31 protein-coding genes and 2 pseudogenes are annotated in these 25,461 nt (G+C 52.8%); 21 read left to right on the forward strand and 12 right to left on the reverse strand.

All coding sequences use genetic code 11. The features are described from left to right. Positions 1-316 precede the first annotated feature (316 nt). The 8 genes from AC2FFD_RS15640 to AC2FFD_RS15675 all read left to right on the forward strand — a co-directional run bounded on the left by AC2FFD_RS15640 (position 317) and on the right by AC2FFD_RS15675 (position 6,707). On the forward strand, positions 317-625 hold the full coding sequence (locus AC2FFD_RS15640; RefSeq protein ID WP_480774559.1) for a hypothetical protein: 309 nt from the start codon (positions 317-319) through the stop codon (positions 623-625). A gap of 3 nt (positions 626-628) precedes the next feature. Further along, complete coding sequence (locus AC2FFD_RS15645) at positions 629-982, forward strand: hypothetical protein (RefSeq protein ID WP_496873506.1); 354 nt, start codon at positions 629-631, stop codon at positions 980-982. Further along, positions 972-1,826, forward strand: coding sequence for a hypothetical protein (locus AC2FFD_RS15650; protein ID WP_480774557.1), 855 nt, complete (start codon positions 972-974; stop codon positions 1,824-1,826). Before AC2FFD_RS15645 ends, AC2FFD_RS15650 begins: the two co-directional genes overlap by 11 nt. Before the next feature lie 92 nt (positions 1,827-1,918). Continuing rightward, positions 1,919-3,118: an N-acetyltransferase DgcN family protein gene (locus tag AC2FFD_RS15655; RefSeq protein WP_496812980.1), complete on the forward strand. Its 1,200-nt coding sequence runs from the start codon at positions 1,919-1,921 to the stop codon at positions 3,116-3,118. Further along, positions 3,115-4,236: an alanine/ornithine racemase family PLP-dependent enzyme gene (locus AC2FFD_RS15660; RefSeq protein WP_496873507.1), complete on the forward strand. Its 1,122-nt coding sequence runs from the start codon at positions 3,115-3,117 to the stop codon at positions 4,234-4,236. The genes AC2FFD_RS15655 and AC2FFD_RS15660 overlap by 4 nt, the downstream gene beginning before the upstream one ends. 379 nt (positions 4,237-4,615) lie before the next feature. Next, entirely contained in the window at positions 4,616-5,188 is a 573-nt protein-coding gene (locus AC2FFD_RS15665) for a hypothetical protein (protein ID WP_170743321.1), read from the forward strand. Positions 5,189-5,695: 507 nt separating this feature from the next. After that, on the forward strand, positions 5,696-6,385 hold the full coding sequence (locus AC2FFD_RS15670; RefSeq protein ID WP_496873508.1) for a hypothetical protein: 690 nt from the start codon (positions 5,696-5,698) through the stop codon (positions 6,383-6,385). 73 nt (positions 6,386-6,458) lie between these two features. Beyond that, complete coding sequence (locus tag AC2FFD_RS15675) at positions 6,459-6,707, forward strand: ParB N-terminal domain-containing protein (protein ID WP_170452343.1); 249 nt, start codon at positions 6,459-6,461, stop codon at positions 6,705-6,707. On the opposite strand, the gene AC2FFD_RS15680 is transcribed toward AC2FFD_RS15675, so the two are convergent. From AC2FFD_RS15680 to AC2FFD_RS15690, 3 genes are all read right to left on the reverse strand, one after another. Then, a complete protein-coding gene (locus AC2FFD_RS15680; RefSeq protein WP_496873509.1) occupies positions 6,699-7,712 on the reverse strand; it encodes a fatty acid desaturase in 1,014 nt (337 codons plus the stop codon). The genes AC2FFD_RS15675 and AC2FFD_RS15680 overlap by 9 nt on opposite strands. A gap of 72 nt (positions 7,713-7,784) precedes the next feature. Next, positions 7,785-7,991 (reverse strand): cold-shock protein, encoded by a 207-nt coding sequence (locus AC2FFD_RS15685; protein WP_480778806.1) that lies wholly within the window; start codon positions 7,989-7,991, stop codon positions 7,785-7,787. A gap of 505 nt (positions 7,992-8,496) precedes the next feature. Further along, positions 8,497-8,886 carry a MerR family transcriptional regulator gene (locus AC2FFD_RS15690; protein WP_496873510.1) on the reverse strand — a complete coding sequence of 130 codons (390 nt, stop codon included), beginning with the start codon at positions 8,884-8,886 and terminating at the stop codon, positions 8,497-8,499. A gap of 98 nt (positions 8,887-8,984) precedes the next feature. Here AC2FFD_RS15690 and AC2FFD_RS15695 point away from each other — a divergent pair, with 98 nt between their 5' ends. Continuing rightward, positions 8,985-9,308: a hypothetical protein gene (locus tag AC2FFD_RS15695; RefSeq protein WP_170447553.1), complete on the forward strand. Its 324-nt coding sequence runs from the start codon at positions 8,985-8,987 to the stop codon at positions 9,306-9,308. Between the two features lie 4 nt (positions 9,309-9,312). Then, positions 9,313-9,531, forward strand: coding sequence for a GDCCVxC domain-containing (seleno)protein (locus tag AC2FFD_RS15700; RefSeq protein WP_237217120.1), 219 nt, complete (start codon positions 9,313-9,315; stop codon positions 9,529-9,531). A 41-nt stretch (positions 9,532-9,572) separates the two neighbouring features. On the opposite strand, the gene AC2FFD_RS15705 is transcribed toward AC2FFD_RS15700, so the two are convergent. The 4 genes from AC2FFD_RS15705 to AC2FFD_RS15720 all read right to left on the reverse strand — a co-directional run bounded on the left by AC2FFD_RS15705 (position 9,573) and on the right by AC2FFD_RS15720 (position 12,589). After that, a protein-coding gene (locus AC2FFD_RS15705; RefSeq protein WP_496873511.1) for an IS3 family transposase occupies positions 9,573-10,726 on the reverse strand; the annotation gives its coding sequence in 2 pieces (ribosomal slippage) (positions 9,573-10,459 and positions 10,459-10,726; 1,155 coding nt in all). Between the two features lie 51 nt (positions 10,727-10,777). Beyond that, entirely contained in the window at positions 10,778-11,317 is a 540-nt protein-coding gene (locus AC2FFD_RS15710) for an adenylate/guanylate cyclase domain-containing protein (RefSeq protein ID WP_496873512.1), read from the reverse strand. A gap of 517 nt (positions 11,318-11,834) precedes the next feature. Further along, positions 11,835-12,140: a hypothetical protein gene (locus tag AC2FFD_RS15715; protein WP_496873513.1), complete on the reverse strand. Its 306-nt coding sequence runs from the start codon at positions 12,138-12,140 to the stop codon at positions 11,835-11,837. Further along, positions 12,137-12,589: a DUF6714 family protein gene (locus tag AC2FFD_RS15720; RefSeq protein WP_496873514.1), complete on the reverse strand. Its 453-nt coding sequence runs from the start codon at positions 12,587-12,589 to the stop codon at positions 12,137-12,139. The genes AC2FFD_RS15715 and AC2FFD_RS15720 overlap by 4 nt, the downstream gene beginning before the upstream one ends. A gap of 116 nt (positions 12,590-12,705) precedes the next feature. Between AC2FFD_RS15720 and AC2FFD_RS15725 the strand changes: the two genes are divergently transcribed. The 3 genes from AC2FFD_RS15725 to AC2FFD_RS15735 all read left to right on the forward strand — a co-directional run bounded on the left by AC2FFD_RS15725 (position 12,706) and on the right by AC2FFD_RS15735 (position 15,032). After that, positions 12,706-13,173: a hypothetical protein gene (locus AC2FFD_RS15725; RefSeq protein ID WP_496873515.1), complete on the forward strand. Its 468-nt coding sequence runs from the start codon at positions 12,706-12,708 to the stop codon at positions 13,171-13,173. Between the two features lie 159 nt (positions 13,174-13,332). Then, a complete protein-coding gene (locus tag AC2FFD_RS15730) occupies positions 13,333-14,031 on the forward strand; it encodes a hypothetical protein (protein WP_496873516.1) in 699 nt (232 codons plus the stop codon). Positions 14,032-14,219: 188 nt separating this feature from the next. After that, positions 14,220-15,032: a DEAD/DEAH box helicase family protein gene (locus tag AC2FFD_RS15735; RefSeq protein ID WP_496873517.1), complete on the forward strand. Its 813-nt coding sequence runs from the start codon at positions 14,220-14,222 to the stop codon at positions 15,030-15,032. 91 nt (positions 15,033-15,123) lie between these two features. On the opposite strand, the gene AC2FFD_RS15740 is transcribed toward AC2FFD_RS15735, so the two are convergent. Then, complete coding sequence (locus AC2FFD_RS15740; RefSeq protein ID WP_496873518.1) at positions 15,124-16,011, reverse strand: LysR family transcriptional regulator; 888 nt, start codon at positions 16,009-16,011, stop codon at positions 15,124-15,126. A gap of 97 nt (positions 16,012-16,108) precedes the next feature. On the opposite strand from AC2FFD_RS15740, the gene AC2FFD_RS15745 reads away from it, so the two are divergent. From AC2FFD_RS15745 to AC2FFD_RS15755, 3 genes and pseudogenes are all read left to right on the forward strand, one after another. Then, a complete protein-coding gene (locus tag AC2FFD_RS15745) occupies positions 16,109-16,330 on the forward strand; it encodes a hypothetical protein (RefSeq protein WP_496873519.1) in 222 nt (73 codons plus the stop codon). Between the two features lie 923 nt (positions 16,331-17,253). Continuing rightward, positions 17,254-17,481: pseudogene (locus AC2FFD_RS15750) on the forward strand (integrase core domain-containing protein); the annotation flags it as partial. 84 nt (positions 17,482-17,565) lie between these two features. Continuing rightward, positions 17,566-17,973 carry a c-type cytochrome gene (locus tag AC2FFD_RS15755; protein WP_496873520.1) on the forward strand — a complete coding sequence of 136 codons (408 nt, stop codon included), beginning with the start codon at positions 17,566-17,568 and terminating at the stop codon, positions 17,971-17,973. Positions 17,974-17,988: 15 nt separating this feature from the next. Here the strand turns inward: AC2FFD_RS15755 and AC2FFD_RS15760 are convergent, their stop codons facing one another. Further along, positions 17,989-19,146, reverse strand: coding sequence for a cation:proton antiporter (locus tag AC2FFD_RS15760; RefSeq protein ID WP_496873521.1), 1,158 nt, complete (start codon positions 19,144-19,146; stop codon positions 17,989-17,991). A 200-nt stretch (positions 19,147-19,346) separates the two neighbouring features. Between AC2FFD_RS15760 and AC2FFD_RS15765 the strand changes: the two genes are divergently transcribed. Together AC2FFD_RS15765 and AC2FFD_RS15770 are read left to right on the forward strand one after the other, a co-directional pair. Then, a complete protein-coding gene (locus tag AC2FFD_RS15765; protein ID WP_480490442.1) occupies positions 19,347-19,796 on the forward strand; it encodes a phasin family protein in 450 nt (149 codons plus the stop codon). A gap of 58 nt (positions 19,797-19,854) precedes the next feature. Beyond that, on the forward strand, positions 19,855-20,262 hold the full coding sequence (locus AC2FFD_RS15770) for a universal stress protein (protein WP_496873522.1): 408 nt from the start codon (positions 19,855-19,857) through the stop codon (positions 20,260-20,262). A 521-nt stretch (positions 20,263-20,783) separates the two neighbouring features. Here AC2FFD_RS15770 and AC2FFD_RS15775 read toward each other — a convergent pair. Beyond that, a pseudogene (locus AC2FFD_RS15775) lies at positions 20,784-20,978 on the reverse strand (hypothetical protein); the annotation flags it as partial. A 134-nt stretch (positions 20,979-21,112) separates the two neighbouring features. Here AC2FFD_RS15775 and AC2FFD_RS15780 point away from each other — a divergent pair. After that, entirely contained in the window at positions 21,113-21,685 is a 573-nt protein-coding gene (locus tag AC2FFD_RS15780; RefSeq protein WP_496873523.1) for a tetratricopeptide repeat protein, read from the forward strand. A gap of 98 nt (positions 21,686-21,783) precedes the next feature. Here the strand turns inward: AC2FFD_RS15780 and AC2FFD_RS15785 are convergent, their stop codons facing one another. Then, complete coding sequence (locus AC2FFD_RS15785) at positions 21,784-22,320, reverse strand: AAA family ATPase (RefSeq protein ID WP_496873524.1); 537 nt, start codon at positions 22,318-22,320, stop codon at positions 21,784-21,786. Positions 22,321-22,565: 245 nt separating this feature from the next. On the opposite strand from AC2FFD_RS15785, the gene AC2FFD_RS15790 reads away from it, so the two are divergent. Then, a complete protein-coding gene (locus tag AC2FFD_RS15790; RefSeq protein ID WP_496753387.1) occupies positions 22,566-23,435 on the forward strand; it encodes an NAD(P)-dependent oxidoreductase in 870 nt (289 codons plus the stop codon). 158 nt (positions 23,436-23,593) lie between these two features. Then, positions 23,594-24,082 (forward strand): phosphoglycerate mutase family protein, encoded by a 489-nt coding sequence (locus AC2FFD_RS15795; protein ID WP_480588790.1) that lies wholly within the window; start codon positions 23,594-23,596, stop codon positions 24,080-24,082. Between the two features lie 361 nt (positions 24,083-24,443). On the opposite strand, the gene AC2FFD_RS15800 is transcribed toward AC2FFD_RS15795, so the two are convergent. After that, positions 24,444-25,277, reverse strand: coding sequence for a class I SAM-dependent methyltransferase (locus tag AC2FFD_RS15800; protein ID WP_496873525.1), 834 nt, complete (start codon positions 25,275-25,277; stop codon positions 24,444-24,446). Positions 25,278-25,461: the final 184 nt, after the last annotated feature.

A 25,461-nucleotide genomic window follows, 5' to 3' on the forward strand; every position in this document is an offset into this window, starting at 1 on the left:
TTCCTGCGCTTCTCAATTACTCGTTAAGAACACGCCAGCAAATATCCCGCCAACACAAATCAGGTTGCCGGAAACCAAACATCGTTGCACTGACGCAGGTTAGTCAATTTTCTGGCAGTATCTGATCCTCGGATGCCAAATGCATTTGAGATTCCAATAGAATCTCAAGTCATTGGCCGCCGACTAACATCGATCAGCGCGCGTCTGCCATTTGCACACTATTCTAATTTACAACGCCAGTACTTCCGCGGCGCTTACAAGCGTATTCCGCGGCAGACTGCGCGAGGAAGATCCAACAACTATATGGAGGACCAAGGTGAGCACGAGATCGTCCAGTTCTTTGGTGACGTTTTCCAATCCGTTCTCTTTGTGCGGCTACCCGGATGAACTTCCTGCAGGCGAGTATGAAGTAATTGTCGAAGAAGAGCTACTGCAGGGCCTGAGTTTCGAAGCATATCGCAGAACCGGAACCTACCTGACAGTTCGGGGCAAAGGCAGCAAGCCAGGCCGCACGGAAGTGCGCCCAATTGACCCAGAAGATTTTGAACTGGCGCTCAAGCACGACCAGACCTTGGCCACATCTAACAATGACAGCGATGCGGCGCTTTCCCCGCAGGAGGAATAGATTATGAACACGCCCGAATGGCTTAAACCCGGAATCTACGGTGCTCTGATCGGCGGGGTTTTCGTAGGCGTCGTTGGATTTTCATGGGGTGGATGGATGACCGGCGGTAGCGCGGACAAGATGGCCAACACCATGTCCCGCGACAATGTAATCGCTGCGTTGGTTCCGGTCTGCGTCGACATGGCGAGAACTGACGCCCAACGCGCCGAAAAAATAACGACAATCAAAGAGGCTTCTTCTTTCAAACGGAAGGATGCCGTCATGGAGGCAGGCTGGGCAACGGTACCGGGATCTGAAACTCCTAACAAAGATCTGGCACAGGCCTGTATCGAGGGGCTGAACCTGGATGGATCGTAACTCAATCACTCAACATTCGGACAACGCCGTTAGCACCAGGGCAAATCGAAAAAAACAGCACTGGTTTTGCGCTCACTTGATGACTGCGTTGTTTGTTGTCGTCTTCAGCAGTTTGGCGGGCTCCTTTATCTCATCAAGTCCCGCATCAGCCGAAACAAATTCGATCCCTGATAACGCGCATCCCAAAAAGTATGGCGACGGTTGGGAATGCGATTTGTCCTATCGGTTGAAAGGCGAAGAATGCGTGGCCATTGTCGTGCCGGGAAATGCCTACCCCACAAACAGAACCTACGGCTCAGGGTGGGCATGTATGCATGGCTTCATTGAAGTTGGTGGCACCTCTTGCACTGAAGTAATTGTGCCTGAGGGTGGATATCTCGATCCATCAGGTGAGAGGTGGCGATGCCTGCGGGGGTACACAAAAGTAGACGATAGCTGCCAGAAAATTGTCGTGCCGGATAATGCTTACCTGACGAACAGCACTTATGGATCTGCATGGCGTTGCAACCGTGGCTACGAGACAGATGGTGAAGCGTGCGTTGCAATAGCAGTGCCGGAAAACGCTTTTCTGAACGCATCAACCAGCGGGCGCCCCTGGACCTGCGAGCGTGGATATTTTGAGCGAGACGGAAGGTGCGATGCCGTCATCGTGCCTGAAAATGCTTTCTACGATGACGCGATCCATGGAGTTGGATGGAAATGCGAACGTGGCTACGAGGCGTCCGGTGATCGCTGCAATGCAATCGAGCTACCGGCAAATGCCCATATCGACCGATCCGGCAATGGGTGGCAATGCCACAAAAACTATCATCGATCAGAAGGGCTGTGTGTTCTGAACCAGTGAGAATTCAGACAGAAAGCCCACTTTCCCAAACTTCACAATTATTGCCCGTCCTTACCAAGGACGCGCGTTTCACACTCTAAAAAGGAACAAATATGAAACCCGTACCCATTGCGTCGGATGCCAAGCAGTTCATTGCCAGCGATGCGCAAAAGCTGGCGCCTAAACAAGCAGTTTTTCCAGAGCTTCACAGCAAGACACTCGTGACAGATACACCGACTGCAATTGTGTATTGCGAAGGAAACTTCGCAAAGATCGATGGCAAGACGGCTAATGGTCTCGTTCGACATTCACAGGCCTATCGCGTTCTTTCGGTGATCGACAGCACGTATGGCGGTTGTGACAGTGGCAAAGTGCTTGATAATATCGCAAATCAGGTTCCCATCTTCGATGATCTTGATGCCGCCGTCGCTAATGAAGCTACGATCCCCGACACTTTTATTTACGGAATGGCGCCGGCCAGCGGCAGAATGTCCCTTGAGGATCGCGAAGTTGTTGTGGATGCGATAACGCTCGGAATGAACATCGTCAGTGGGCTGCATGAATTTCTTAGCGATGACAAGGAGCTCGCCGGATTTGCCAAAATTCACGATGTCACGATACGCGACATTCGCAAGCCGCGGCCCAATCCCGACCTGCGCCTGTTAGATGGCAGTATTGGAGACGTCCAGGCGATCCGCATCGCGGTGTTCGGCACCGATTGTGCAATTGGAAAGCGTACAACCGCGACAATCCTGACAGGCGCACTTAACGCGCATGGGATCAAAACAGTTTTGGTCGGCACCGGCCAGACAGGTTTGATGCAGGGCGCCAAGTATGGTGTCGCGATGGATTCGGTGCCGCCGCAATTTTGTTGTGGCGAACTTGAGCGCGCTGTTGTTGCGGCATCCGAGGGTGAGCACCCCGATGTAATAGTGATCGAGGGCCAGGGCGCGCTAAGCCATCCGGCTTTTTGCACATCAGCCTTCATTCTGCGAGGCAGTCAGCCACATGCAGTTATTCTTCAACACGCGCCTAAACGAAAACGTCGATGTGATTTCCCCAACATGACTATGCCCGACCCTTGCGATGAAATCACCCTGATCGAGGCTTTTGCGAACACAGAGGTAATTGGCATGACGATCAACCATGAAGGAATGAATGATGTTGAGATTTCAAAGGCCATCACAGACTACAACTGCAAATTGTATCTCCCGGTCACTGACGCATTGAACCGTCCTCCAAAAAACTTGGTGAATATGGTTCTATCTGCCTTTCCGCGCTTGCAACCCGTACGTGCTACGACGATTGAATGAGCAAGCTGCGTATCGACGTTGATCTGGACAAAATTCGGTACAACACACGGTTCCTGGTCGACCACCTTAGACCCCGCGGAATTACGGTGACAGGTGTGACAAAAGCCGTTTGCGGTCATCCTGAGATTGCGAATGCTATGCTTGAAGGTGGCGCGACAGGGCTGGCGGACGCGCGGATCAGCAATATCATGCGTATGCGCGATGCTGGAATCTCGTGCTCCATATCCTTGATCCGAACGCCCATGCTGAGCCAGGTCGCGCAAGTCCTTGATAACTGCGATGTCAGCTTCAACACTGAGATGGACATTATCGCCAGCCTGGCCATCGAGGCGCTGGGGAAGAACATTACTCACAATATTATCCTGATGGTGGAAATGGGGGATATGCGGGAGGGCATCTTGCCTGAACACCTTGAGGGCACTGTGTCTCAAATTCTTAGAATGGAAGGGATTTCTCTGAAGGGGATTGGCGCAAATATTGCCTGTCTGGGTCATGTGGCACCCTCTGCAGGAGCAATGGAATTGCTTTCGTCGCTTGCCGCCGACACCGAACTTGCAAGTGGACCCGCTCTGGAAACAGTGTCAGGCGGCGGTTCTGCCAGTTTGCCATGGGCGCTTGGCAAGGGGGCGACCGGAAAAATCAACAACCTGCGTCTGGGTGAGGCCATCCTGCTGGGTACCGATCCCGTTTCGGGGTACGCGATCGACGGGCTTTACACAGATGTTTTCACGCTTTGGGCGGAAGTGATCGAAACGAAGACCAAATCAAATCCAAATTCCTTGCAATTGAATTATCCTATACCTTCTATGCAGTGTGTGACTTTAGACAGTCCTTCGAAAACTCGGTCGATCCTTGGCATTGGACTCCAGGACACCGATGCAGCGGGTCTAATATTCCCTGCTGGCGTCACGTTCGTCGGAGCCACCAGTGATCATATCGTTGTTGAAAACACCAATTGTCTGCTTCGCCCTGGTGGCGAGGTAAAGCTGAAATTGAACTATAGCGCGCTCTCGCGCGGCATGGCTGCACCTGATGTAGCAAAAGTCTTCCATGGTGATGGCGCATTGGTTGACTGCACCCCAGCGAACACTGATCGCCCATATTCGAAGCGAAAGTAGCGCGCCAGGGTTGCCGCCGCCTCGGTTCTGCTTCAGCCACCCGTCTTATTCTACGGCTTTACGTGGTAAATGAGGCACCCAATCCCTATATTGGATGTAGCCGCATTCACTTTTCACACCCTATCTGGGCTCGTGGGTGTTGCGGACAATCAAAGGATCAAAATGATGTCTTTCAAAGACCTGACGACCAGAGCGGCTGCCGCACTGAAGGAAAACGATGCGGACGCGTCAAAAAAAGAAGTGACGTCGAAAGGGCAGGACGCCGTTCCCGAAAAATCAAAGCCTAAACCTCAAAACTGATAATACCCTGCCGGGAGCGGGTGGCTTGTTCTTGTTTACATCTCCGAGCGAGCGGTATCAGCAAAGGAGAACTACCCAAATGAACCAACTAATCAGCAAGACAATCGCAGTCTTTTCCAGGCCGTTTACTTTCCCTGGCTTTGACGAATTACTCCCGGCGGGCGAATACGACATAGAAACTGAGCTTTCCGCACCACCAGATTATTTGGATCCAGAAGCCTGGAAAGCATCAGTGCTAATCTTTCTGCTTCCACGGAAATCTCACCCCGGTCTGGCGCGAACCTTGACCGTTTCTCTTACTGATTTGGAGAGAGCCCGCGCAAAGGATAAATTGTCTTCAAAGCAGTTGTCGCAGTTCTTGCTCGACCAACTTTTGGCCGATCCCATGGTGCAATTGATTATGGAAGCGGATGGTGTGTCTGAGACTCAACTTCGGCACCTCTACTCGGAGTCGCTCATTTCTGAGGCAGACGACGGATCATCAGATCAACGAGCCATACCACGAGGATGCGCAAGCGGTTCTCGGTATGCTTTCGCTGTCCAAGCTGCTGAGAACGAAGGAATGCCAGTTCGTCCTATTAAAACCCCTCGGATTACAGGCCGTCCCATCGGACAGTCTGAACCAGGCAGCTCCTTCAATCTCAAGGCTTAGGGCTCGGAACTTTCTTTTCCAGTCGCTGTATAAACCAAAACAGAAATCGAGGTTAAGAACTGATGGAAGACTTCGACAACGACGCAGATACGATCATGGCTCGCGCCCACAATGACGTGCCGCAAGAACGCCCGTGTCTTCGTTGCAGAACGCCATTCTGGAGCGAAGGGTTCGGAGAGCGGATTTCGCGCAAACCAGGACAAGTGCGTTGCGATCCTTGTCCCTTCAAATGCTCACTTGAATCGGAGAGGTGACGGTTGGGAATGCAATCGGCCGTACACACGACAGAACGATAAGTGCACCGAAACTGTGCCGCGACAATAGGTTATTGGAAACCAATACCGCCTGAAATATCCGGAGGGACCAAGCCGTGAACCATAACTCGATTGACGAAAATCTTGGCAAAAGGATCAAAGCCGAAAAGGCGCGTCGCCGGTCCCACGGGATTAAGATATCTATGGCGTTAGCAGTGTTTGTTGCAGCGGTAATTGTAGTGGTGTTTCTCTGATGCGTAAAAATGCCCCTCAAGTGACCCTTTCTGACTCAAAGATGTCAGTGCGTGGTCTGGAACAAAGAGCATTTCAGGACCGCAGTGTTCGCAAGACGCGGAACGCCGACGTATCAGAAGTGATCGAAGTAGAATTTGGAAAGTACTTGATTAAGGCTGGCATTCTGAGCGGTAACAGCGTTGCGCGCGCATTCCCCAAGCCACCAGCGAAAACGCAAGGTTTGATTGCTGATGCAGTTGGCGAAACACCGTCATTGGCCATTGAAGCCTTAAAAGAAATTCTCGAAGAACGAGACAGGAAACGCAGCGCTCGACGTCGTTTGGAGGCGAACTCCGGCAACTTCATTCCCAGTGAAGGAGAATATGTCGAAGCATTGCGTCAGATCAGGCTCACCCCTGCGCAGGTCACCATGCTCAAAGCACTTACAATCGCAGGCAAGGAAGGACTGAGCATTGGTCAGTTAACCAAGGCAGCTGGTTACAAATCGCGCGAGGCGTCCGTCAAGGTCTTCAAGAAAATCGGGCTATCGATTGCAGAATATCTGGAACTCGAGCTTCCCGAAGCCGGATCGGCACAGAATGATGGCGCCGCGCAAGTTCTGGCATTTTCTCACGTCGAAAATGACGATGAGCCAGCCACTTGGATCATGCATCGGGAACTGCGCGATGCTGTTCGTTCTGTTCTTTGACGTGCGTTCCCGCCCCGCTTTTGAAGCGAGCTCTGTACCGGAATAAATGCAAGAAAGGTTGCACACGTAGCTTATGCTGGAGAAGAAACCATACCCGCTCGACCTGATCTATGTACCTGTGAAGCGTGCAAAAACACTTGATCAGCAAAAAGTCCTGACGCTGGCCGAAGATATTCTGAAGAACGGCCAGAAGACCCCGATCCAGATACGCGCGGACAACAAGAGGTTCGTGCTAATTGAAGGCCTTCACCGACTAGAGGCCATTCGCGCCTTGGGCGGTGATACTGTCGAAGCCTTTTTGGTGCGCGCCAGATTACACTAAACTCTTGTTGGGATTGGCGTTCGACAAAGCCTGAGAAAACGTCAGCAGGCGCTGACATTCTTCATCCCAAAGATGCAATCGTGCGCAATGAAGGCTCTCATATAGAGTAATACGCTGGCAATTTTCCAACTCGGAATGGTCACGCAATACCTCGTTTAGCCGATAAAACGGTATGCGGCTGGCAAGGTGGTGAACATGGTGCACACCGATATTGGCAGAGAACCACCGCAGGATGCCTGGCAGGGCATAGTGAGAACTTCCATAGAATGCGGCGTTCTGAAGATTCCACACTTCTTCCCGCTCCCAAGTCGTGTGTTCAAACTGGTGTTGAATATAGAATAGCCAAATACCAATCGACGCGGCGACGATCATGGTTGGAAGGAATACAAAAACCAGTACATCCAGGCCTCCGATCCAAAAAATCAGAGCCAGGACCACCGCAATCGCGGCGTTTGTTCCCATTGCACTTGCCCAATACAGCCAGCCTGACCGCATGAACCCAAAAGGCAAGCGATTTTGAAGAAAGAACGTGTAGACCGGTACGATACAGAACAGGAAGAAGGGGTTCCGGATTAACCTGTAAGCGGCACGACTGGCCCACTTGCGCTTCAGGTATTCCTCTACAGTCAACGTAGGGATATCGCCCATCCCGCGCCGATCAAGGTTGCCGGTTGAGGCGTGGTGAATCGCATGGCTGTGCCGCCAGACGTCATAAGGTGTGAGGGCGAGAACACCCAGGACCCGGCCTGTCCAATTGCAAACGGTACGGTTTCTAAAGAATGATCCGTGACCACAATCATGCATGATGATGAAGATACGCACCAGAAATGCGGCGTTCAGGATGGCCAGTAGAACAGCGACCCAGATACTAAGGGATAGTGCAAACCACGCTGCGCCCCATAGCGCGAAAAAGGGGATGACAGTGATTGTCAGTTCAAAAACGCTACGCTTCGTATCGGGCACACGGTATTGCGCGAGCGCCCGGGTCAATTCCTGCTGTTGCAACTGACTTGTTCTCCAACGGCTCTTAGGAGCCCTCTGAGCAAACGGGCACCCCAGAAGGGTGCCCCTAGCAGGCTATGCAAGTGCCAGGTTGGCGGCGTTGTCGCGTCCGTCACGGCCAGCCTCGACGTCGAAGGTAACCTTCTGGCCGTCCTTCAATTCGCTAATGCCGGAACGTTCGAGTGCTGAAATATGCACGAACACGTCGCGCTTGCCATCTTCAGGTTCGATAAAGCCAAAACCTTTGGTCGAGTTGAACCATTTTACTGTGCCATTTGCCATGGTGGAAGTCTCCTAATACTTGCCGCCCGCATTATTGCGGCGACTCGGCGTGGTCGGTCTGAATCGAAAGACTGAACGCCGAATTTGGGAGACAGCAGGTCGAAAAAGAAAAACGTTAGCCTTGTGTATATGGACTTCGAGTACGCACGATACAAGCCTTGATACAATAGAAAGCAACAGAAGATCTGAGTCTGCCTAGCCCAATTTAGGACAAGGATAAGCAGAACCATTGCTCTGCGATTCGGAAATCAGAGGTCGGCTTCATGATAAAAACCTGCCGAGTGCGTATGCAGCAAATTGATTGCTCAGACACGGTAGGTAGTGCTCACTGTCCGAAATCGCAGTGTGCTTCAAGAACACCGCGGCGACGCCCGAATGTTCATTGATTGATGGAAACAGTACTGGATCAACGAGTTGGCTTCTCTAACGAACGGTAGATTCTGCGCGGCCCGAATCTTGGGTCATGCTGCGTTGGCATAGGGCGACTGCGAGCCTCAAAGTGCCATTAGTAGGTCCGTATCTGCGCAAGCATCGGGCAAGAAACGTTCCCGATGTTACAGTTGGCCGTAAGTTCATTCAGGGCGGCCTCCAATCGCTTAAGTTCGATTATCTTCATACGCACATTGGAGATATGAAGCTCGGCCAGTTTCTTAACGGATTGGCAATCCTCGCTATCACCTTCGGATAGGTTGAGAAGCACCTTTGCATCGGCAAGCGAAAAACCCATGTCTCGGCACTTCCTTAGAAAACAAAGCCGTCCCACATCGTGCGCGGAGTACATGCGTCGATTATTCGATGCCCTTTCTGGTTTCGGCACGATCCCTTCGCGTTCGTAGTAGCGGATAGTATCAATTCCGACACCGCTTTGCCGGGATGCCTCCCCAATCGCAAACATGTGAGATTTCCTGTCTTGATCCTGTAGTGGCTACAGAAGTTAAACGAGAGGTTGTTGTCTCTACAACTCCGCGCGACGTAGTCCATCAGGGAAACAGAATGCAGAAGTACCTTAGCCTCAGCTATTTGGGATCGCTATCAGCGCTTGGCGTCGCGACTTGCTGCGTTTTGCCCATGACGATGATGTTACTGGGGCTGGGTGGCAGTTGGTTGGCAATCTTTGGGAAGGTTGCCGCAGCGAGTTACTATGTGCTGACGATGTCAACGGCGCTCGTCGTGATATCATGGATGGTATCTTATCGGCGCGGTTCCTTGCCGACGTTGAAATGGTGGCTTGCAGGAACGACTCTAATCACCGGCGTGGGTTGGGTCGTTGTGTTTAACGAGGCATGGATTAACGATTACCTGATCATGCAGATGTGAGACTATGACAAAACAAACTGTAGTCCTAGAAAGCACCCTGATTTGCCCGAAGTGCGGCCACAGTGAAACCGAGCAAATGCCAACGGATGCTTGCCAGTGGTTCTATGAATGCAAGTCGTGCAAAACAGTTTTGAAGCCGTTGGAAGGCGACTGTTGTGTTTACTGTTCATATGCCACGGTCCCGTGTCCACCAATTCAGCTAGGCGATAGCTGTTGCGGATGAAGTGAGCTACTCCCCAATGTTTGGACAGATTTCGGTGTAATTTAAGCTACTTTTTGCTCCTGCTGATCGGTTTGGATTTCTTCTTTTCTCAGCCAATAGACCACGGCTGGGGGTTTGCCGCCAAGGGCGGAGTGTGGGCGTTTGCGGTTGTAGAATTCGATCCATTTCCCAACGCCCGCCTTCGCCTCTGATCCGGTCTCCCAGGCGTGCAGGTAGACGCATTCGTACTTCAACGACCGCCAGAGCCGCTCGACGAAGATGTTATCGAGGAACCGGCCTTTGCCATCCATCGAGATACGCACTCCGGATCGGCGTAGCCGGTCGGTCCAGGCAAACGAGGTGAACTGGCTGCCCTGATCCGTATTCATGATTTCCGGTGGGCCAAACCTGGCGATGGCCTCGTTCAGTGCCGCGACGCAGAAGTCGGCTTCCAGCGTGTTCGAGATGCGCCAGGCCAGCACCTTTCGGGTGTGCCAGTCCATGATGGCGACCAGATACAGAAAGCCCCTGCGCATCGGCAGATACGTGATGTCGGCACACCAGACCTGATTGGGGCGCTCCACCCGTAGGCCGCGCAGCAGATAGGGATAGGTCTTGTGCCCTTTCGCCGCTTTGCTGGTGTTTGGTTTCTGATAGATCGGCATCAAGCCCATCAGCCGCATCAAGCGTCGGATGCGCTTCTCGTTCACCAGATGGCCTTCGTTTCGCAAGTGCCAAGTCATTTGCCGGACGCCAAAGAACGGTGTTTCCAGAAACTGCTCATCGATCTGGCGCATCAACATCAGATTCATCGCTGTCTCACCCTTGGGCATGTAGTAAAACGATGACCGCGAGATCGACAACAGCTTGCACTGTTTGCCAATCGACAGGTTGGTATTGGCAGGCTCGACCATCTTGCGCCTCACTTGCCGATCCACGGCTTGAGCTTTCGTGACAAAAAATCGTTGGCAACGGCCAGCTCCCCGATCTTCGCGTGCAGTTCTTTGACTTGCTCCTCGTCGATCTCTGGGGGCTTCTTTCCGCCACGCTCGAACACGCCGGACGCGCCTTCCAGAAGCGCCCGTTTCCAGCTGTGGATCATCGTTGGGTGAACGCCAAACTGGCTCGCCAGATCAGCAACAGTCCGCTCGCCCTTCAAAGCCTCAAGCGCGACTTTCGCTTTGAACTCGGGCGAATGGTTCTTCCGTTTCGACATCTCTGATCTCCTCTTCGTCGAAGATCAGCAAACAACAAATCGTAGCTTACGTCAGTGTCCGAAATTCAGGGGGTAGCTCAGTCCATCGTGAATCCACACATCCAGGCTGCGCTGGATGTTCTTGAGCCTCTTTTTCCCAACTGCTTTGAAAGCGTCTGCCAGAGTGTGTTCAAGGTTTAAGTGCACGGGTTCAGAAATTGCGATGCCACCGGTTGGCGCAATGCTCTCAAGCCGTGCGGCAATGTTTACACCGTCGCCCAAGATGTCATCCCCTTTTTCTGTGATGTCTCCCACGTGAACACCGATCCGCATGTTTATTAACGAGTGATCAGCCAACTGCTCTTGTAGCTGCATTGCTGCGGTTACAGCTTGCGCCGCGCTGTCAAATTGCACCAACCAACCATCGCCCATGCTTTTCACGACACGACCTGATTGGCCGGCTATCGTTGGGGTGACGACGTCGCTTTCCAGGTGATCAAGCATTAGAATTGTGGCTTGCTCATCTTTGTGCATAAGCGCCGAATACCCAACGACATCCGCGGCCAGTATTGCCGCCAACCTTCGTTGCAAGTGTTGTCCCTTGTCCGACATGCGTTCGACGATAGATGATGCGGCCTTCTACTCCAACTGCCTGAATGCGCGTTCGTTCGCAAATCAGGGGCCGCCGTTCGCTCTTCTGGCAGCGAAACCGGGGTTCGAGCCCAAAGTGGCGAGCGCAGCACAGTAGCCGAATGTCGGAATGACGAGCTAGAGGCTTGGGCAGAAGAGCAGACCTCTTTAAATGCACGTGGGGAGCATTTCTTCTCGACGGGTCGATTTAGTTCCTCTGTCAGCAAACCTTCCTGAACGGGAAGCGGACGTTAAGGCAGCAAGAGCAAACGGCAGCTACGTCCCGCCAAATGGTCGCTTGCGCCTACTGATACGAGCGACTGCTTTCTGTACTCAATGATTTGGCACGCAACACTTCCCATTCAAAAGAATGGATCATACTGGCGCTCGACTATTTCGAATGCATAGAAAATTGACAAACCAACGAATTCAAGACGATCGTATTCGTTCAGCCTAATTTAGCCCATTGGCGCTGAAGTCGCGTCGTGTTGGGTAAATCTCAATAATCCTTAAAGAAAATTGCCCAGATAGCAGCAATGACGACTCCGGCGCCGGCTGCGAACACCAATGCAATAGCGCTGAAGAACAAACGCGGCTGGCTGGAGCGGCGGATAATCGAAAAATGAATTCTTATCTGGCCTCTAAGCAAACCATCCGCTGCCATCGATATAGCAAAAAAGCCAAGTGACAGCGCACTGTATCCCCCCCATAGTCGTTGCCATTGCTCATCCTCAGTCAATGCCAACGGCAAACCGGTTACGACAAAAAGCGCTGCGAAGAGCCACATCAAATACGTAATAATCATCGACCCGGTGACCAAACGCCTTGTTCAATCCAGTAATTGACCAAAGCGGCTTCCGCAAACTCACCAAGTTCGGGATGGTCGCTGAAATAGTACAGAAACCTCACCACGGCCTCGTTCTGTGCAGGCGTCAATTGGTTGAACTTGGACTTCCTGAACTCATGCATCATTTCATTCGATGTGCCGGGGTCGAGTGCAAGTAGGATGCTTTCACTGGCATATTCCGGGCTGTCCGAATTTCGCAGAGCCCAAAGCAGATACGCAGGCAAATAATACTGAAATGCCTTGGCGCTGAAGGCAGTGGGGGCAGCGTAGCCGTGTACGATCATTTGATCGGTCATCTCATGCCATTTGACCCTACCGTAGAATTCAAGAATATCCACGTCATCCATACATTCGGGGTGGAGAAGTTCATCATCAGCAGGTGGACCAAGGCCGTCAAATACAGCCATGATCTGGGTTGCAAGAGCTTCCGTTGTTGTCGTTACCTTTGGCATGGTGACATATTAAACTGGCTGAAACCCGGAAATCGAGTGTATCAGCAACAATTCGAATTCGAGTGATTGCGATGGAAAAAAGACACAGGCTCTTTCAGGACATCAGTCATGAATTCCATGACAATTCCATTTATGCCCTAAAATTGATTTCGCCTGACCCAGACAACGGTGATTGGGTGAGTGAACTAAAACTCGATATCGATCACATTGAGGAGTGGATCAGGCGAGGAAACGGGCACTTCAGTTTTTCCCTTTGCCACGTCAATCTGTGTTTCGAGGGTGTTTCTGATCTGTCCGTTTCCTTTTCGTTTCCGAAATCGTCCATAACACCGCTGCCAATCGACCGGATTACCCGGTCCAGAGAGCCAGTGCGGGTCCACGGAATGGATTATTCCGAGTTTGCCTGGACCATCGAGCTGAATGACCGCCGCGGCGGTCGCATTTGCTTCCAAGCAATCGGGTATCGCTTTGAAAAGGTCGGAAAACCCGTCATCTGCGAGGAACAATGCATGCCCAGACACTGTCGCCTACCGCTGTAGGGACGAAAGTCGGCTACGCCTCTGAGCCAACCGTTATTCCATCAGCACATGTATCGCGTGCTTCATTGCCTCGTTCCCAAACTCGAGAGCGCTATTCCATGGACCCAATCAGAGCGTACGGTTAGCATCTGTGATTACACAGCACGAAGGGAGACACACATGTCGAAGTTCACCAATAGAACAACTGCTCATGGGGTAGTTGCACTCGTAGTCTGCTGTTTCGCAACGGCCGCGCAGGCGCAATCGGCAGGCGACGAGATGTCGTTTTTCATCACTAGTGTGGGCAAGGGCGACGGTGCCAATCTAGGCGGCCTCGAAGGTGCCGATGCTCATTGCAATGCGCTTGCTTCTGCGGCCGGTTCTTCCAAATCTTTTGCGGCCTATCTGAGCACCTCAATGTCCATTGATCGCAGTACTGACCCGATGACAATCACCACTGGCATTTCTGCGCGCGACCGGATCGGGTCGGGTCCTTGGTATAATGCCAATGGAGAGCTTATCGCCAACAATGTTGATGACCTACACAGTGACGGTGTGAATATCAATCTACAGACCGCGCTCGACGAAAACGGCAACCCTGTCAACGGGCGCGGCAGTCAGCCGAACAAACATGACATTCTGACCGGCTCCGATTCCGCTGGACACTTCTCGACGGCAGGTGGTGACACGACATGCAGCAACTGGACTTCGAATAGTGAGGACGGGTCTGCGATTGTTGGGCACCATGACCGTGTAGGTCTCAACGATGCCCGAAACATGTTGTCCTGGAACTCATCGCACGGCTCGCGCGGTTGCGGGGAGGAACACCTGCCACGTTCTGGCGGGGCGGGTCTATTTTATTGCTTCGCAACCGACTGATCAGGCAGCATTGGTGCGCGTGTCACCCGCATTGCACCTGATATTGCCTGGTTGGCTTTAAAGGTCGCGTACTGGAAACGATTTTTAGGCAGCAAAGCCCAATTGCCGTTTCGGCCTGTGGCCGACACCAAATTAGGAGATTCGCAATTTCTATCGACAGTTTTGCGGAAACTGAGATTGGAAGACACTTGGCCGACGCTGCTCGTCGTTGCCGCATGGTTTTCTTTACCGGACTACCAGCATCCGGAAAGTCATTCCTGTTGCGTCAGCAGATATCCATTTCGGTCGCCTTGAGACGTCGCGTGCATATCATGCGTTGGGATACGGGGCTCGCGGCGTTTCAGACCGAAGACATACTCGCGAGGTATCCAGATGTTTCGGATGGAACTCATCCGTTGATCCGAAGGGCCGCCGGACTGTGGGGCCGGAGAGCCCTGGCGCGATGGCTAGCAGAGAAAACCGACCCCACAGACATGATTGTCGGTGAAGTCCCCATCATTGGAAACAGATATTCTGAGTTCATCCAGGCGCAGCCGGATCAGGTTGAACCAGCCATAGCATCCGAGGAAACAACATTCATCTATCCTGTTCCCACAAAAAGCTTGCGTGCCAATCTCGAAGCCATCCGACGGTCTACATTTGCGAACCCAAAACATCCTGATGAGGCCAGAGATGCGCCTCCATCGACAATGGAACTGGCCTGGCGCCTGACATGCGCAAAGGCTGCGGAATTGGGTTTGATCTCTGAGGTGGACATCCATTCTCCGTACGAGGAGACGATCTATGTCCGGTTTTTTGAGCACCTGCTGCAACACCGAAATTCCATCGGGATTGGGGTCGATACGATTTATTCCGATGCCGGTTCAGCCCATGACCTTGATGCGAACATCTTAGAACTCAGTGCAAGCCCGGACGAAGTACAGTGTGCTGTCGCAGAGGTAGAGGCTGCTTTTTCAGTCGAGGAAGCCGCCCGATACGTAGAAAACTGGTATCGGGTTTAGTCTTGGGAAAATGTCTGCCCCGTTGCGATCTCGGGAAATGCAGTGGTTGAGTGGGAATGTCCGCGTACCCTCTGTTCATTTCACTTAACCATTACCTGTAAATTGCCGCATAGCGAGGTGCGAAGAACTTAACGAAGGCTCTAACCTCTGGCCGACGATAGGCTTCCGGCGAAATGAGCATTAGGTGCGGCACCGCGAGTTCGGGGATTTCGTCGAAACATTGGATAAAAGACATGTCTGTTTCAACCAGCTTGACGTTGCTGATTCCAAGGCCTTGCCCTGATCTGATCGCCGCATGCATGAGCTCCAGTTCAGTGAAAGACATGACAATCTGGTCCGGTGCCACGTGATCGGTCAGCCATTCGTGGAATACATTCGGTACATCGTCCCGCTGAAAGGTAACAAACTGATGCCCGGCCAGATCATCGATTGACCCCGGTAAGCCAAATTTGTCCGCGTAATTTCTGCTTCCGAACAAAGACCAGCGGGCCGTGCTGATCTTCCGGCAAATCAGGTTAGGATCAGGATCGGTTCTTGCAAGGCGCAAAGCAATGTCGGCCTCCCCAGCCATCAGGTTCAGTGCCCGAACGCTGGATAAAAACTCGAATGCGACATCCTGATTGTCGGCGGAAAACTCGTTTACGATTTCAATCATGCGTGCAGAGAAGTTTGCCGAATAAGCGGTGATACGGATGGGTTGTGTCGACGTCAGTTCTTTCGCGCAATCGACAAATTTGAGGACCGAAGCCTCAATTGCTTCTGCGAGGGGAACGAGGCGATGGGCTTCTGGGGTCGGTTTGAACCCGTGCGTACCGCGCTCAAAAAGCGTCAAGCCTGTTTCTCTTTCGAGAACATCCATGCGTCGGGCGACCGTTGGTTGGGAGACCTTTAGCTTTCTAGAGGCCGCAAGCGTCGACCCTTCTCTGAAGACAGAGAGGAACACACGAATATCCGACCAATTTCGGAACTCGTTCTTCATTTTTGTAGAACAGCACAATTTTGTGCCGGATACCAGAAGATCGGGTGAACAGTTACTGTTGTTGCGACAGCACAAGTAACTCGGAAAGGACCACGAGATGGCTTCCCATACAATGTCACCCAGCATCTGGACCGTATTTGGTGGACTGTTCGGTTGGACCAAAAGAGCCTTCCCCGAAACCCGGACACCGCGGCTTACAGCCAACGATCTTCACACGGAACGCGACTATATTAATGACGTGATCTGGAGTAATCCCGATGCGTTTTCGAGTGAACTGGATGTGCAGAACATGATGAATCTGTATCCGGGAAGGTTTTGATGTCACTTGGTGACAATCGGCCGAACGAACCCTTCAATGCGCCCCACGCGGGCGACGGTTCTATTAGAAGCTCACTGATTTCGAAGAAGAAAATTCTCGGGACAACTTCATAAGCTGTGTTTTCGGCACCACCAAGCGTTTGCCCGGCCATAACGCGACATGCTCGTCGAATGGTGAAAGCTATTTCTTTGCGCCTTTCTTGAAAATTTGCAAAGTCAGCTTTCCGCGATCGCCGACGTTGGTGCTGGATGCCGCATTCGGCGCTTTGGGCTCCTTGAGGCCATCGGAGCCTGTTCAGCATATAAACCCTTGTACCGCTACCTCTCGATGAAGTCGGCCCATAGGAGACCTTGGGATCTAGGTCCGACGCCGCAGTGCAGCTTCCCCAGAGCGGCCGTTGGCGCTTGAGCGCAGCAATTTCCTGGATCGGGCGGCCGCTGTGCGGGACGAAGCCGCCATTAGCTGCACTGCGGCGCCCGAAGGCCTTGTGAGGGTTTGCTTTCTGTTCGAAACTGGTTTGCATAGTAGTTGTACAATGTGACTGGAAGGTCCGCTTTGGACCTGAACTGTAAGCTGAAACAGCAGCAGGAATGTTGTTCCAAGCCCAGTTTGCAGGATCAGAGCGCGACAGTGCCTGAGTGGTTGGGTGCGTATGTTGTGGAAGCGCCTGCGCATCCATCGCCTGGGGGAACGGAACTCGTAGGTCCACCCGGTCAACTATAGGAGCTGTCTGACGTCAGCGCCAATGGGACAGTTTAAGTCGATTTGATAAGAGAGGGTTTCTGGCTCATCGAGCCAAGCTCTAACAAATGCTCACCTTCCTGCAATAACTTCAGCTGGACATCGCGATCGCGCTCAAGTCGTGCCATTTCCGCGAGTACCATTGGCCCACAATAACTCATTCCCGCACGTCGGCATGTCGAGAGAACCGTATCTTGCTGGAAAACTACTACCTGCCCGGTGATCTCAGGCAGCAGATCGATGCTTTCGTCGATCACTACAACCACCGGCGCAATCATGAGAGCCTGCAAAACCTCACCCCGGCCGATGTCTACTTCGAGCGCGGCCACACCATTCTGAAACAACGAGAAAGGATCAAACGGAAGACAATCGAAACCCAGCGCTTGCTTCACCGCAAATCCGCCGCATAATCAAACCAAACAGATGCGCCAGATCCTCTCTTAGCTCAGCCGGCCATCTGTCCCAAAATCCCTGACGACGGACAGGAGGAGAATATGCAGGTTTATCGAGGGATTTTACTGGCACTGTTAGTCACGGGGCCTGCACTAGCGCAGGAGGTCCGCCTCAGTGAGGGAAGTGATTTGTACCGGACGTATTGCTGGCAATGTCACGGTTTCGAAGCGACCGGAGACGGGCCAATGGCCGAAATGTTGGCTATTCGAACACCCGACCTTACCAAATTGGCGGGCGAAAACGACGGTGTGTTTCCGATAGTTCGCATAGCTGAACAGATTGATGGTCGTTCACAATTGCTCGCTCATGGGGGCGAAATGCCAATCTTTGGCGCGGTGTTCGAGACAGACCAGCAAATCGCGGTGGCTTTGCCCAATGGGCAACCTATGTTGGTTGGCCTGCCGTTGGCGAATTTGCTCGCTTTTCTTGAATCGATCCAGTCTGAATAGGCGCTGACCAATCCGCTAGTCGGTATCCGCCGTGCGTCTGATCGACATGAGAGTCAACGGCGGCCCCAGCACCTCGAAGGCCACAGTACTGGCCAGAGTAATGGCCATGATCGACGCGGCCCAATGCGGAAATTGCTCTCCAGCTACAAGGGCCATTCCGACCGCAACACCGGCCTGTGGCAACAAAGCGGGACCGTACCAGCGGGTCTCACGGCGAGGCAGGCCGCCAAGTCTTGCTCCGCAGTAACCTCCGACCAGGCGGGCCACGGCGCGCAAAAACAGAAAAAGTGCACCAGCCCAGCCCATCAAGCCGAAGGCTTCAATGTCCAACGTGGCGCCAGCCAGCAGAAAGAACAGAATCATGAACGGCCACTGAATGTGCTCGATCTCATGAAAAGCACGGTCGTGATGGCGCGCAAGATTTCCGATAACCGCGCCCGCAACCATGCCTGCTACCAAGAATGAAACCTCCAGCCAAAGCGCGAGGCCCGCTGTCAGAAAGACTATGCCCACTGCTTCTGCCTGCATGGGTTCTCCGGGTTTCAAGCGGCCTGTCAGGTAAGCGGATGGCACGCCCAGTGCGGTACCCAATAGTATCGCCCCTCCGAAATCCCACATCGCTGTGGTCGTGACGGTGGCCCAACCATCCGAATGACCGGCCAGAACCAAGGCGATGCTGAAAACGATCAGACCCCAAGCGTCATCAATTGCGACTACGCCCTTTAATGTTTCGGTAAAGCTGTTGGACACCCCAGATTGTTTGATCACGTCTGCAATGGCGGCCGGAGCTGTAGCCGTGCCAATTGCCGCCAGCACCAACGCCAACCCGAACGGTACGCCAATTGAGGTCAGTCCAACCGACACAATAACAAGGGTTGCAACCACGATTGAAATCGAAATCGTCAGAATGGCTCGGCCATGCCGAACCAGGTTTTTGCGGGTCAAAGATCCTCCAAGAAGAAACGCGACCATCGTCAAGGCAACAATGGAGATCTCATCGAACCACTTGGCAACGTCGACCGGGATCACCCCGAATCCTGCGTTCCCGGCAATCAGGCCGAGGAACAGTAAGGTTGTAACACGAGGAAGATGCGTGGCCCGGCCAAGTTGATCGGCCGCCAATCCGGCAAGGAAAAGGACACCAAGGGTAATCAGAAAGCCGGCAATGTGCATAGAAAACCAAGCGTTAAGTTCTTGTCTAGACTACTCTAACTCCAACCCGGCCTGCTAGGAACCGATGTCGGAGAGATTGCGACTGTCCCGTCGCATCTTTAGCCGAAGGTCCTAAAAATAAGGGATATTGATCTGTATTAAGGCGAAAGCGCGCCGCAGGTGGCAAAAGAGCTCATTCAGAAAATGCGGAGGAATTTTCGATGCCGACAAAGAAATCCAACACAAATAGCCCGACCTCACTTTTGGATGTTTTCAAGCAAATGCAGCCGCCCATTTCTGGCAATCCGGCCTTCGGTGCCCAGATCGAACAATTTTGGGACGCGCAAGAGAAATTGCTCGAAGAAACCGAAGCCTTTGCACAGCATTGGTTCGAACGGCGTCATGAGGCGGTCCGGACGGCTCTAAAAGCTGCACGCAATGTGTCTTCCGCGAACCCGTCCGATCCTTCTAAAGCCCTTCAGAGTATGGCGGAATGGCAGCGCCACTCGACGGAGCGGTTGGTTGCTGACGCGCAGGAATGGTTCGAAACCGTGGCCCGTTGTGCAGCATATGTCGCTGAAACCGAGGCTGAAGCTGTTGAGCAAACAGTTGATGATGTTGCAGCCGCTACAAAGAGCGCAGGGAAATCTTCAAAGTCTGAGCCGGTTTAGATTTCCTGCTGCCGACTAAACCAGATTGAAATCATCAGAGAAGTAGATAGGAGGTCAAATGTACAAGAACATCCTGATCCCGGTTGCTCTGGACCAAGAATACGACACACAAGCGTCGTTTGAAGCCGCGCGCCAACTGGCTGATGCGGACGCTGTATTCACTGTGATACACGTCCAAGAGCCAATTCCGGCGTATGTAGGGTCTCAGATTCCCAGCGAAGTACTTGCCAATACGCGGCATGAAATCCTGGAAAACCTGCATCAAACAGCTTCTGAAATTCCAGGCGCGGAAACTCGGCTTATCTCTGGGCATGCGGGCAGGGCTATTGTCGACTTCGCAAATGAGAGCGACGCGGATTGCATCGTCTTGGCCTCGCACAAGCCTGGTTTTGAGGACATATTTCTAGGTTCCACTGCGAACAGAGTCGTGCATCACGCCAAGTGCTCGGTTCACGTAATTCGCTGAACCAAACCTTGCGGTGCGAGATCTTGATCGAATGGCCTCTTTCTTCGTTAGTGTTGATTGTCACTGAGCGGCAATTGAGGAGACGAATTTCCGCTCCTGACGTAGAATTTTTCCTGTGGTGGTCCGCGCTTCGACGGCAGCGTCAGCTAGACTGGTGTGTTTGTGGGCTTCACTGTAGCCATCTGCCGTAAGCCCCCCTCAGCAGGGGATCGACTGTTGAACCGAACGAGGAATTGTGCGCACCCGTGGCCGAATGGGTGGATACTTAGGTGGACAAAATCAACCTTCTATATGGATTTTTTATAAAAATCATACAGATAATGAATACTAGTGGTGCCGGGGGCGTACCCACATCGACTGCCGGTAGGCCGCTGTGCGAGTCTCTAAAGGTCTCTCAGCACCCCCTCTGTGTTTACCTTAGAATTGGCTAGGTGGTCACCCCGGGAGGGGGAGCAGACTAAGGCCACGACCCGTAAAAGGCGCAGAGATTTTTGCTGAGAAATACAGTGGGTGCTACAGAGTCAGTCTGAGTATAGCCCGCGTTGCATATCGCGGAATGCCTGAGAGACAGCTGCTAGGCCTCCGAGTTTCTCTTTGCCCTCACCAATGCTTCCGTACCGCGCCACCAGAAACTGACCCAACTTCTTCGTGGCCAACTCGCTTTCACCATCGGTCTCGTAAGCCTTGAGGATACCCAGCAGCAAGTCTTTGGTCTCCGCATCAAAGGCATCTAACCATATTCAAGGGGGCCATTGAAAACGACGACAGCTATTTCGGCGGCCATGCAGGAGCTGCACAGGTCGCTACCACTATTGCTGTGCTAACATCCGACGCCGACCTGGCTCAGGACATGTTGAACTACGCCGACGCTCAGGCCAACAGGGCCATCGAGTTGGCCCCGGAAACGGGTTGGAGCCAGGCCGCAATGGCCTGGGTCAAGTTTGCCAAGGGAAACTGGCCTGAGGCCATAGAATTTGCACAAAGAGCACAGCGTTTGGCGCCGCACGACGTACATGTGTTGGAGTTTGTGTCGCTGGTCCTGCTCTATTCCGGTTTATTTGAACAAGTCGTAGCAATTGGCGAGGACGCACTCTCAAATACCGAGCTAGAGCGGGGTTATGTGTTTCAGAATGCGATGGGGTCAGCAAAGTTCCATCTGAAGGACTATGAAGGCGCCGTGTCAGCCTTTGAACGAGTAACGGAAAAAGGCGGCCCTGTCGGACCTGTAACCGTTGCTTACCTAATGGCGTCACATCAGATGTTGGGGAATAAGGCTGAAGCTCAGACTCTATCTGAACAACTGTCACGCGAGTGGCCTGACAGTCGCGTGGATGCGCTGTTTGAGAAGCTATTTGCGGATCCGAAATACGGGGAAGACCTCGGCGACGCAATGAGACAAGCCAATTGGAAGCCACCAAGTTAGGAGTTTGAATTCGAATTGCGGCCGCTACTTCTCTCAATGCGGTCGTTCGCTACAACTTGCTTGAACGTCTGCTGTGCGGGACTTTGCGGACCTCTGTGTTAGGGTGCTCCGCATGCTTTCAGAATGATTTCTACCCGTTCTTGAACTGACACCTGAGGTAACTCAGTTCGCATGTAGCCGAGAGCATCCAACGCGTGCTCTATTCGATGGTGTTCTTCAACTGCCGCTTCGAAACTGTGTCTTCGTTCAGCGTCTTCAGCGAAGAGTTCCTGCCATGGTGGGACAACAAAGACCCGCTCTTCGTAAACAAGCGTTGGACCGTGTGTTTCCTGTATCGTTGGGCCGCCGGAGTAAGCAAGGGCAACAGCCGCGTCGATTAGGCCGCGATCAAAGAACACTGTATTATCAATAGACTTCACCGCTTCTAAGTCGGACTTGGCTACCGCGATTGCCCGGAGCGCGAACGCCTTCATATCCACCCACGGCAGAGCCTTGCCGCTTCCCGCCAGTTCCTCAGCGACAATGCGACGGCCAGGCTCTTGAACCGTTGAAAATGCACGTTCACCCAATGCTCTCAAAAGAGTTGATTTCCCGCCACCCGAACAGCCCGTTATAAGAAAAAATCTTCGACGCAATGTTTGTTGCCCACTCTGCGTTCATTAAATGCATGAACATCTGACGCTGCAGCGCGGAAAACTGCAAGATGGGCTCAGGCCGCATGTTCGCCGCGCCGGGTGTGAATGACTGATCTCCGATTACAGAGGCCGTTCGCCTGGTCGGGCTTGAACTGGCACGGAGCGGGACACTGCCGCCATTGGCAGACTTGCGGTTTGTGCATAGGGTCAATGCATTCGGCACGCCCTTACCTGGAGTACAAGCAATGAGTGAAGTTTCTATCCTTGGACTTGGGCTGATGGGAATGGCTATCGCCAAAGCCTACCAAAAAGGAGGCGTTCCTATAACGGTTTGGAACCGCACAATCAAAAAGGCAGAGGCGTTGGAACCGAAGAATGTCGTCATCGCTCAAACGATTTCAGAGGCAATTGCTGCGAGTCCGGTTTCAATAATCTGTGTAGAGGATCCCAATTCGGTTCTTACACTTTTGGGGCACAGTCAGGTCGAGCCGATACTCGATGGTCGAACAATAATTCAACTCAGCACCAGCCTGCCAAAGCAGGTAAGAGAAGACCAAGAATGGTTGGCTGAAAGAAACGCTGACTTTCTGTACGGAGCCATTCACTGTGGCCCCCAGGATTTGGGAACGAAGGACGGTAATATCCTGATCTCGGGCCCCTCTTCTATCTACAACCCGGTTGAAGGCCTCCTAGGCCATCAAGGCGGGAAGATAGAGTATCTCGGCGACGACATCGCAGCGGTATCCGTGCTTGACTTGGCGTGGTTGTCGACCCGTTTCGGTGAATTCATGGGAATGCTGCACGCTTCCAACATTTGCGAGGCAGAGGGGGTTGAACTGCAAAAGTTCATTTCGATGTTTCCTGATAGTGCACGCATTCAGCATCATGTCGGAACAATCCGAGATGGAACTTACGATCAAAGAACGGCCACGTTGTCCGTTTGGCAGGCATCTTTGGAACTGTTGAAGCAGCAAGCCATTGACGCTGGCATGGATGCTGGGTTTCCAAGCCACGTTGGAGGTCTTTTTGAGAAAGCAGTCAAAGCCGGCTACGGCGATGAACATGTTATGGCCTTGTTCAAAGTTCTGAGAGACGATGGGCGGGCTGCCGATTGAAAACTTGGCTCACAAAGGTCAGCTGAATGTACCGCCATGTTTTGTGGCTGCTAAGGTGGATCAACATCCGCAGGTTGGGATAGAGCTGCCGCCAACTTGATTTGCCAGTTTCTTCCTGAAAAGATGGCACCCTGTTCACAAGTCGGGAGTGCAATTTTGTGCGTTTTCTTTGTGCCGTTCTGATTCTGAATTTGGCGACTGGTTTTTCTGCCGCAGCTCAGGAAGCAGTTTATCTGATCCGACATGGTGAAAAAGAGCTGTCTGGAACTGACCCTGTCCTCACCCCGGAGGGCAGACAGCGCGCAGCAGATTGGGCTGAGATGCTTAGGAATGTTGGCCTTGATGCCATCATCACGTCGGATGCGCTGCGAACTCAAGAAACCGGCGGCATAATTGCCAACGCCCTTGGCCTTGAAATCAATGCCTTGCCAAAAGGCGATGTCGCAGGGTTGGTCGATTCATTGGAATTCGACCATGAAAAAGAGACAGTTCTAATTGTCACCCATGCTGAAACCATTCCACAAATTCTGGAATACATGGGCGTGCTTGAAGACGTCACGATCGACCAAAGCGAATTCGGCAATCTTTATGTTGTTCTTAGATCCTCTTCGGATAGTCCAACCTACATTCATTTGTTGATGCCTTGACGCATTCTGACAGGCCCGCTTCGGGCTCTTCCGACGCCTTCGCCGCATGATCTACGAACGGCAGATCTAGGATGAACCGCCTTTCGCTGCACCGCGCATGAACAGATAAACAGCGGGACAGAACCGTCATTCGATTTTCGCGCTTCGCTGGCGCAGCATTCCCTCCCGCCTGCGGTACGCTCGATGTTGCAGCGCGGCGCAAATCGCCAATCCGGCCGTTCGCGCGAGTCGATTTATCGTGAACCGAAACTACGCTTTCTCTGCGGCTAGGACGGACCGTCGAGACGCGGACATTCCTGCCGCTCGTTGCAAGAAAATTAACGTCAGCTTTGAACAAGGTCGCTACATCGACCCGCGGTTTCTAAACCGTTTCCGCCGAGGTCACCACGGCAGGTATTGGCACCTTCCATTCGGGTCCTGAACCATGGCCTTCTAAAACTTGGGATACAACCGCCTTCCTAATCGCTGCCGCTTTGTCTGGCGGCTGAGGGCGCAATAATGCGCCGCCGCGTGCCGTGCCCTCCAAGAAGAAATCATACGGTGCACCGGCGTCATCAACCACCCACTCCGAAGCTACTGTAGATTGGTGAAAATTGGCGAATCCTGCTTTCAGAAGCGCTGGGAAGGCGTGTTCCGGATCAGCATAATCATTAGCTCCGGGTCCTGGCGGCAAAACAATGTCCGGGGCCCCGTATTTGCCGATTGCACCAAAGACATATCCAAGTGCCGTATCCACTTCCGGACCACACCAAACCGAAAACGCGAGGCGCCCTCCCGGACGAAGCACGCGACGAGCTTCAGCAAATACTCTCGGCGGATCAGGGACATGCGGTATCCCAAACCCAATTGTCACCGTGTCGAAAGTGGCATCTTCGAAGTCCAACGCCATCGCGTCTCCTTCAACGAACTTGGCCTCTGGAACTGCCGACCGGGCCATCTCCAGCATAGTAGGCGAGAAATCCAGTCCCGTTACACTCGCACCAGCTTTGACGAGACCTTCGGTTACATTCCCGTGACCGCAGCACAGATCGAGCGCTTCGGTACCCGAACGGGCTTCAACCGCTTTTACCAAGGTTGGCACCACCATATCTGCCGCTTTTGCAAATACTTGCGCATAGGACTTCGCCACATTTGTTTTAGCCCACTCGCGCTTCTCTAATGCAGCGAAGCTGTCGGATTGTTCAGTTTCTTGCATCCCACTCTCCTACAAACCTTGGATGTAGTGAACACTCTGAGTTAACTGATCGTCAACGATTGTTCCTTGAAGCCGACATTCGCCGTCACGCAGCAATTCGACACTCTGGGCTCGTTGCCGTCATCGGAACAACCGCAGCATCTCATTGGAAGGCCTAGATCACGACGATGAGGACGGCCCATTG

Source organism: Ruegeria sp. YTSC002, from assembly GCF_059609845.1.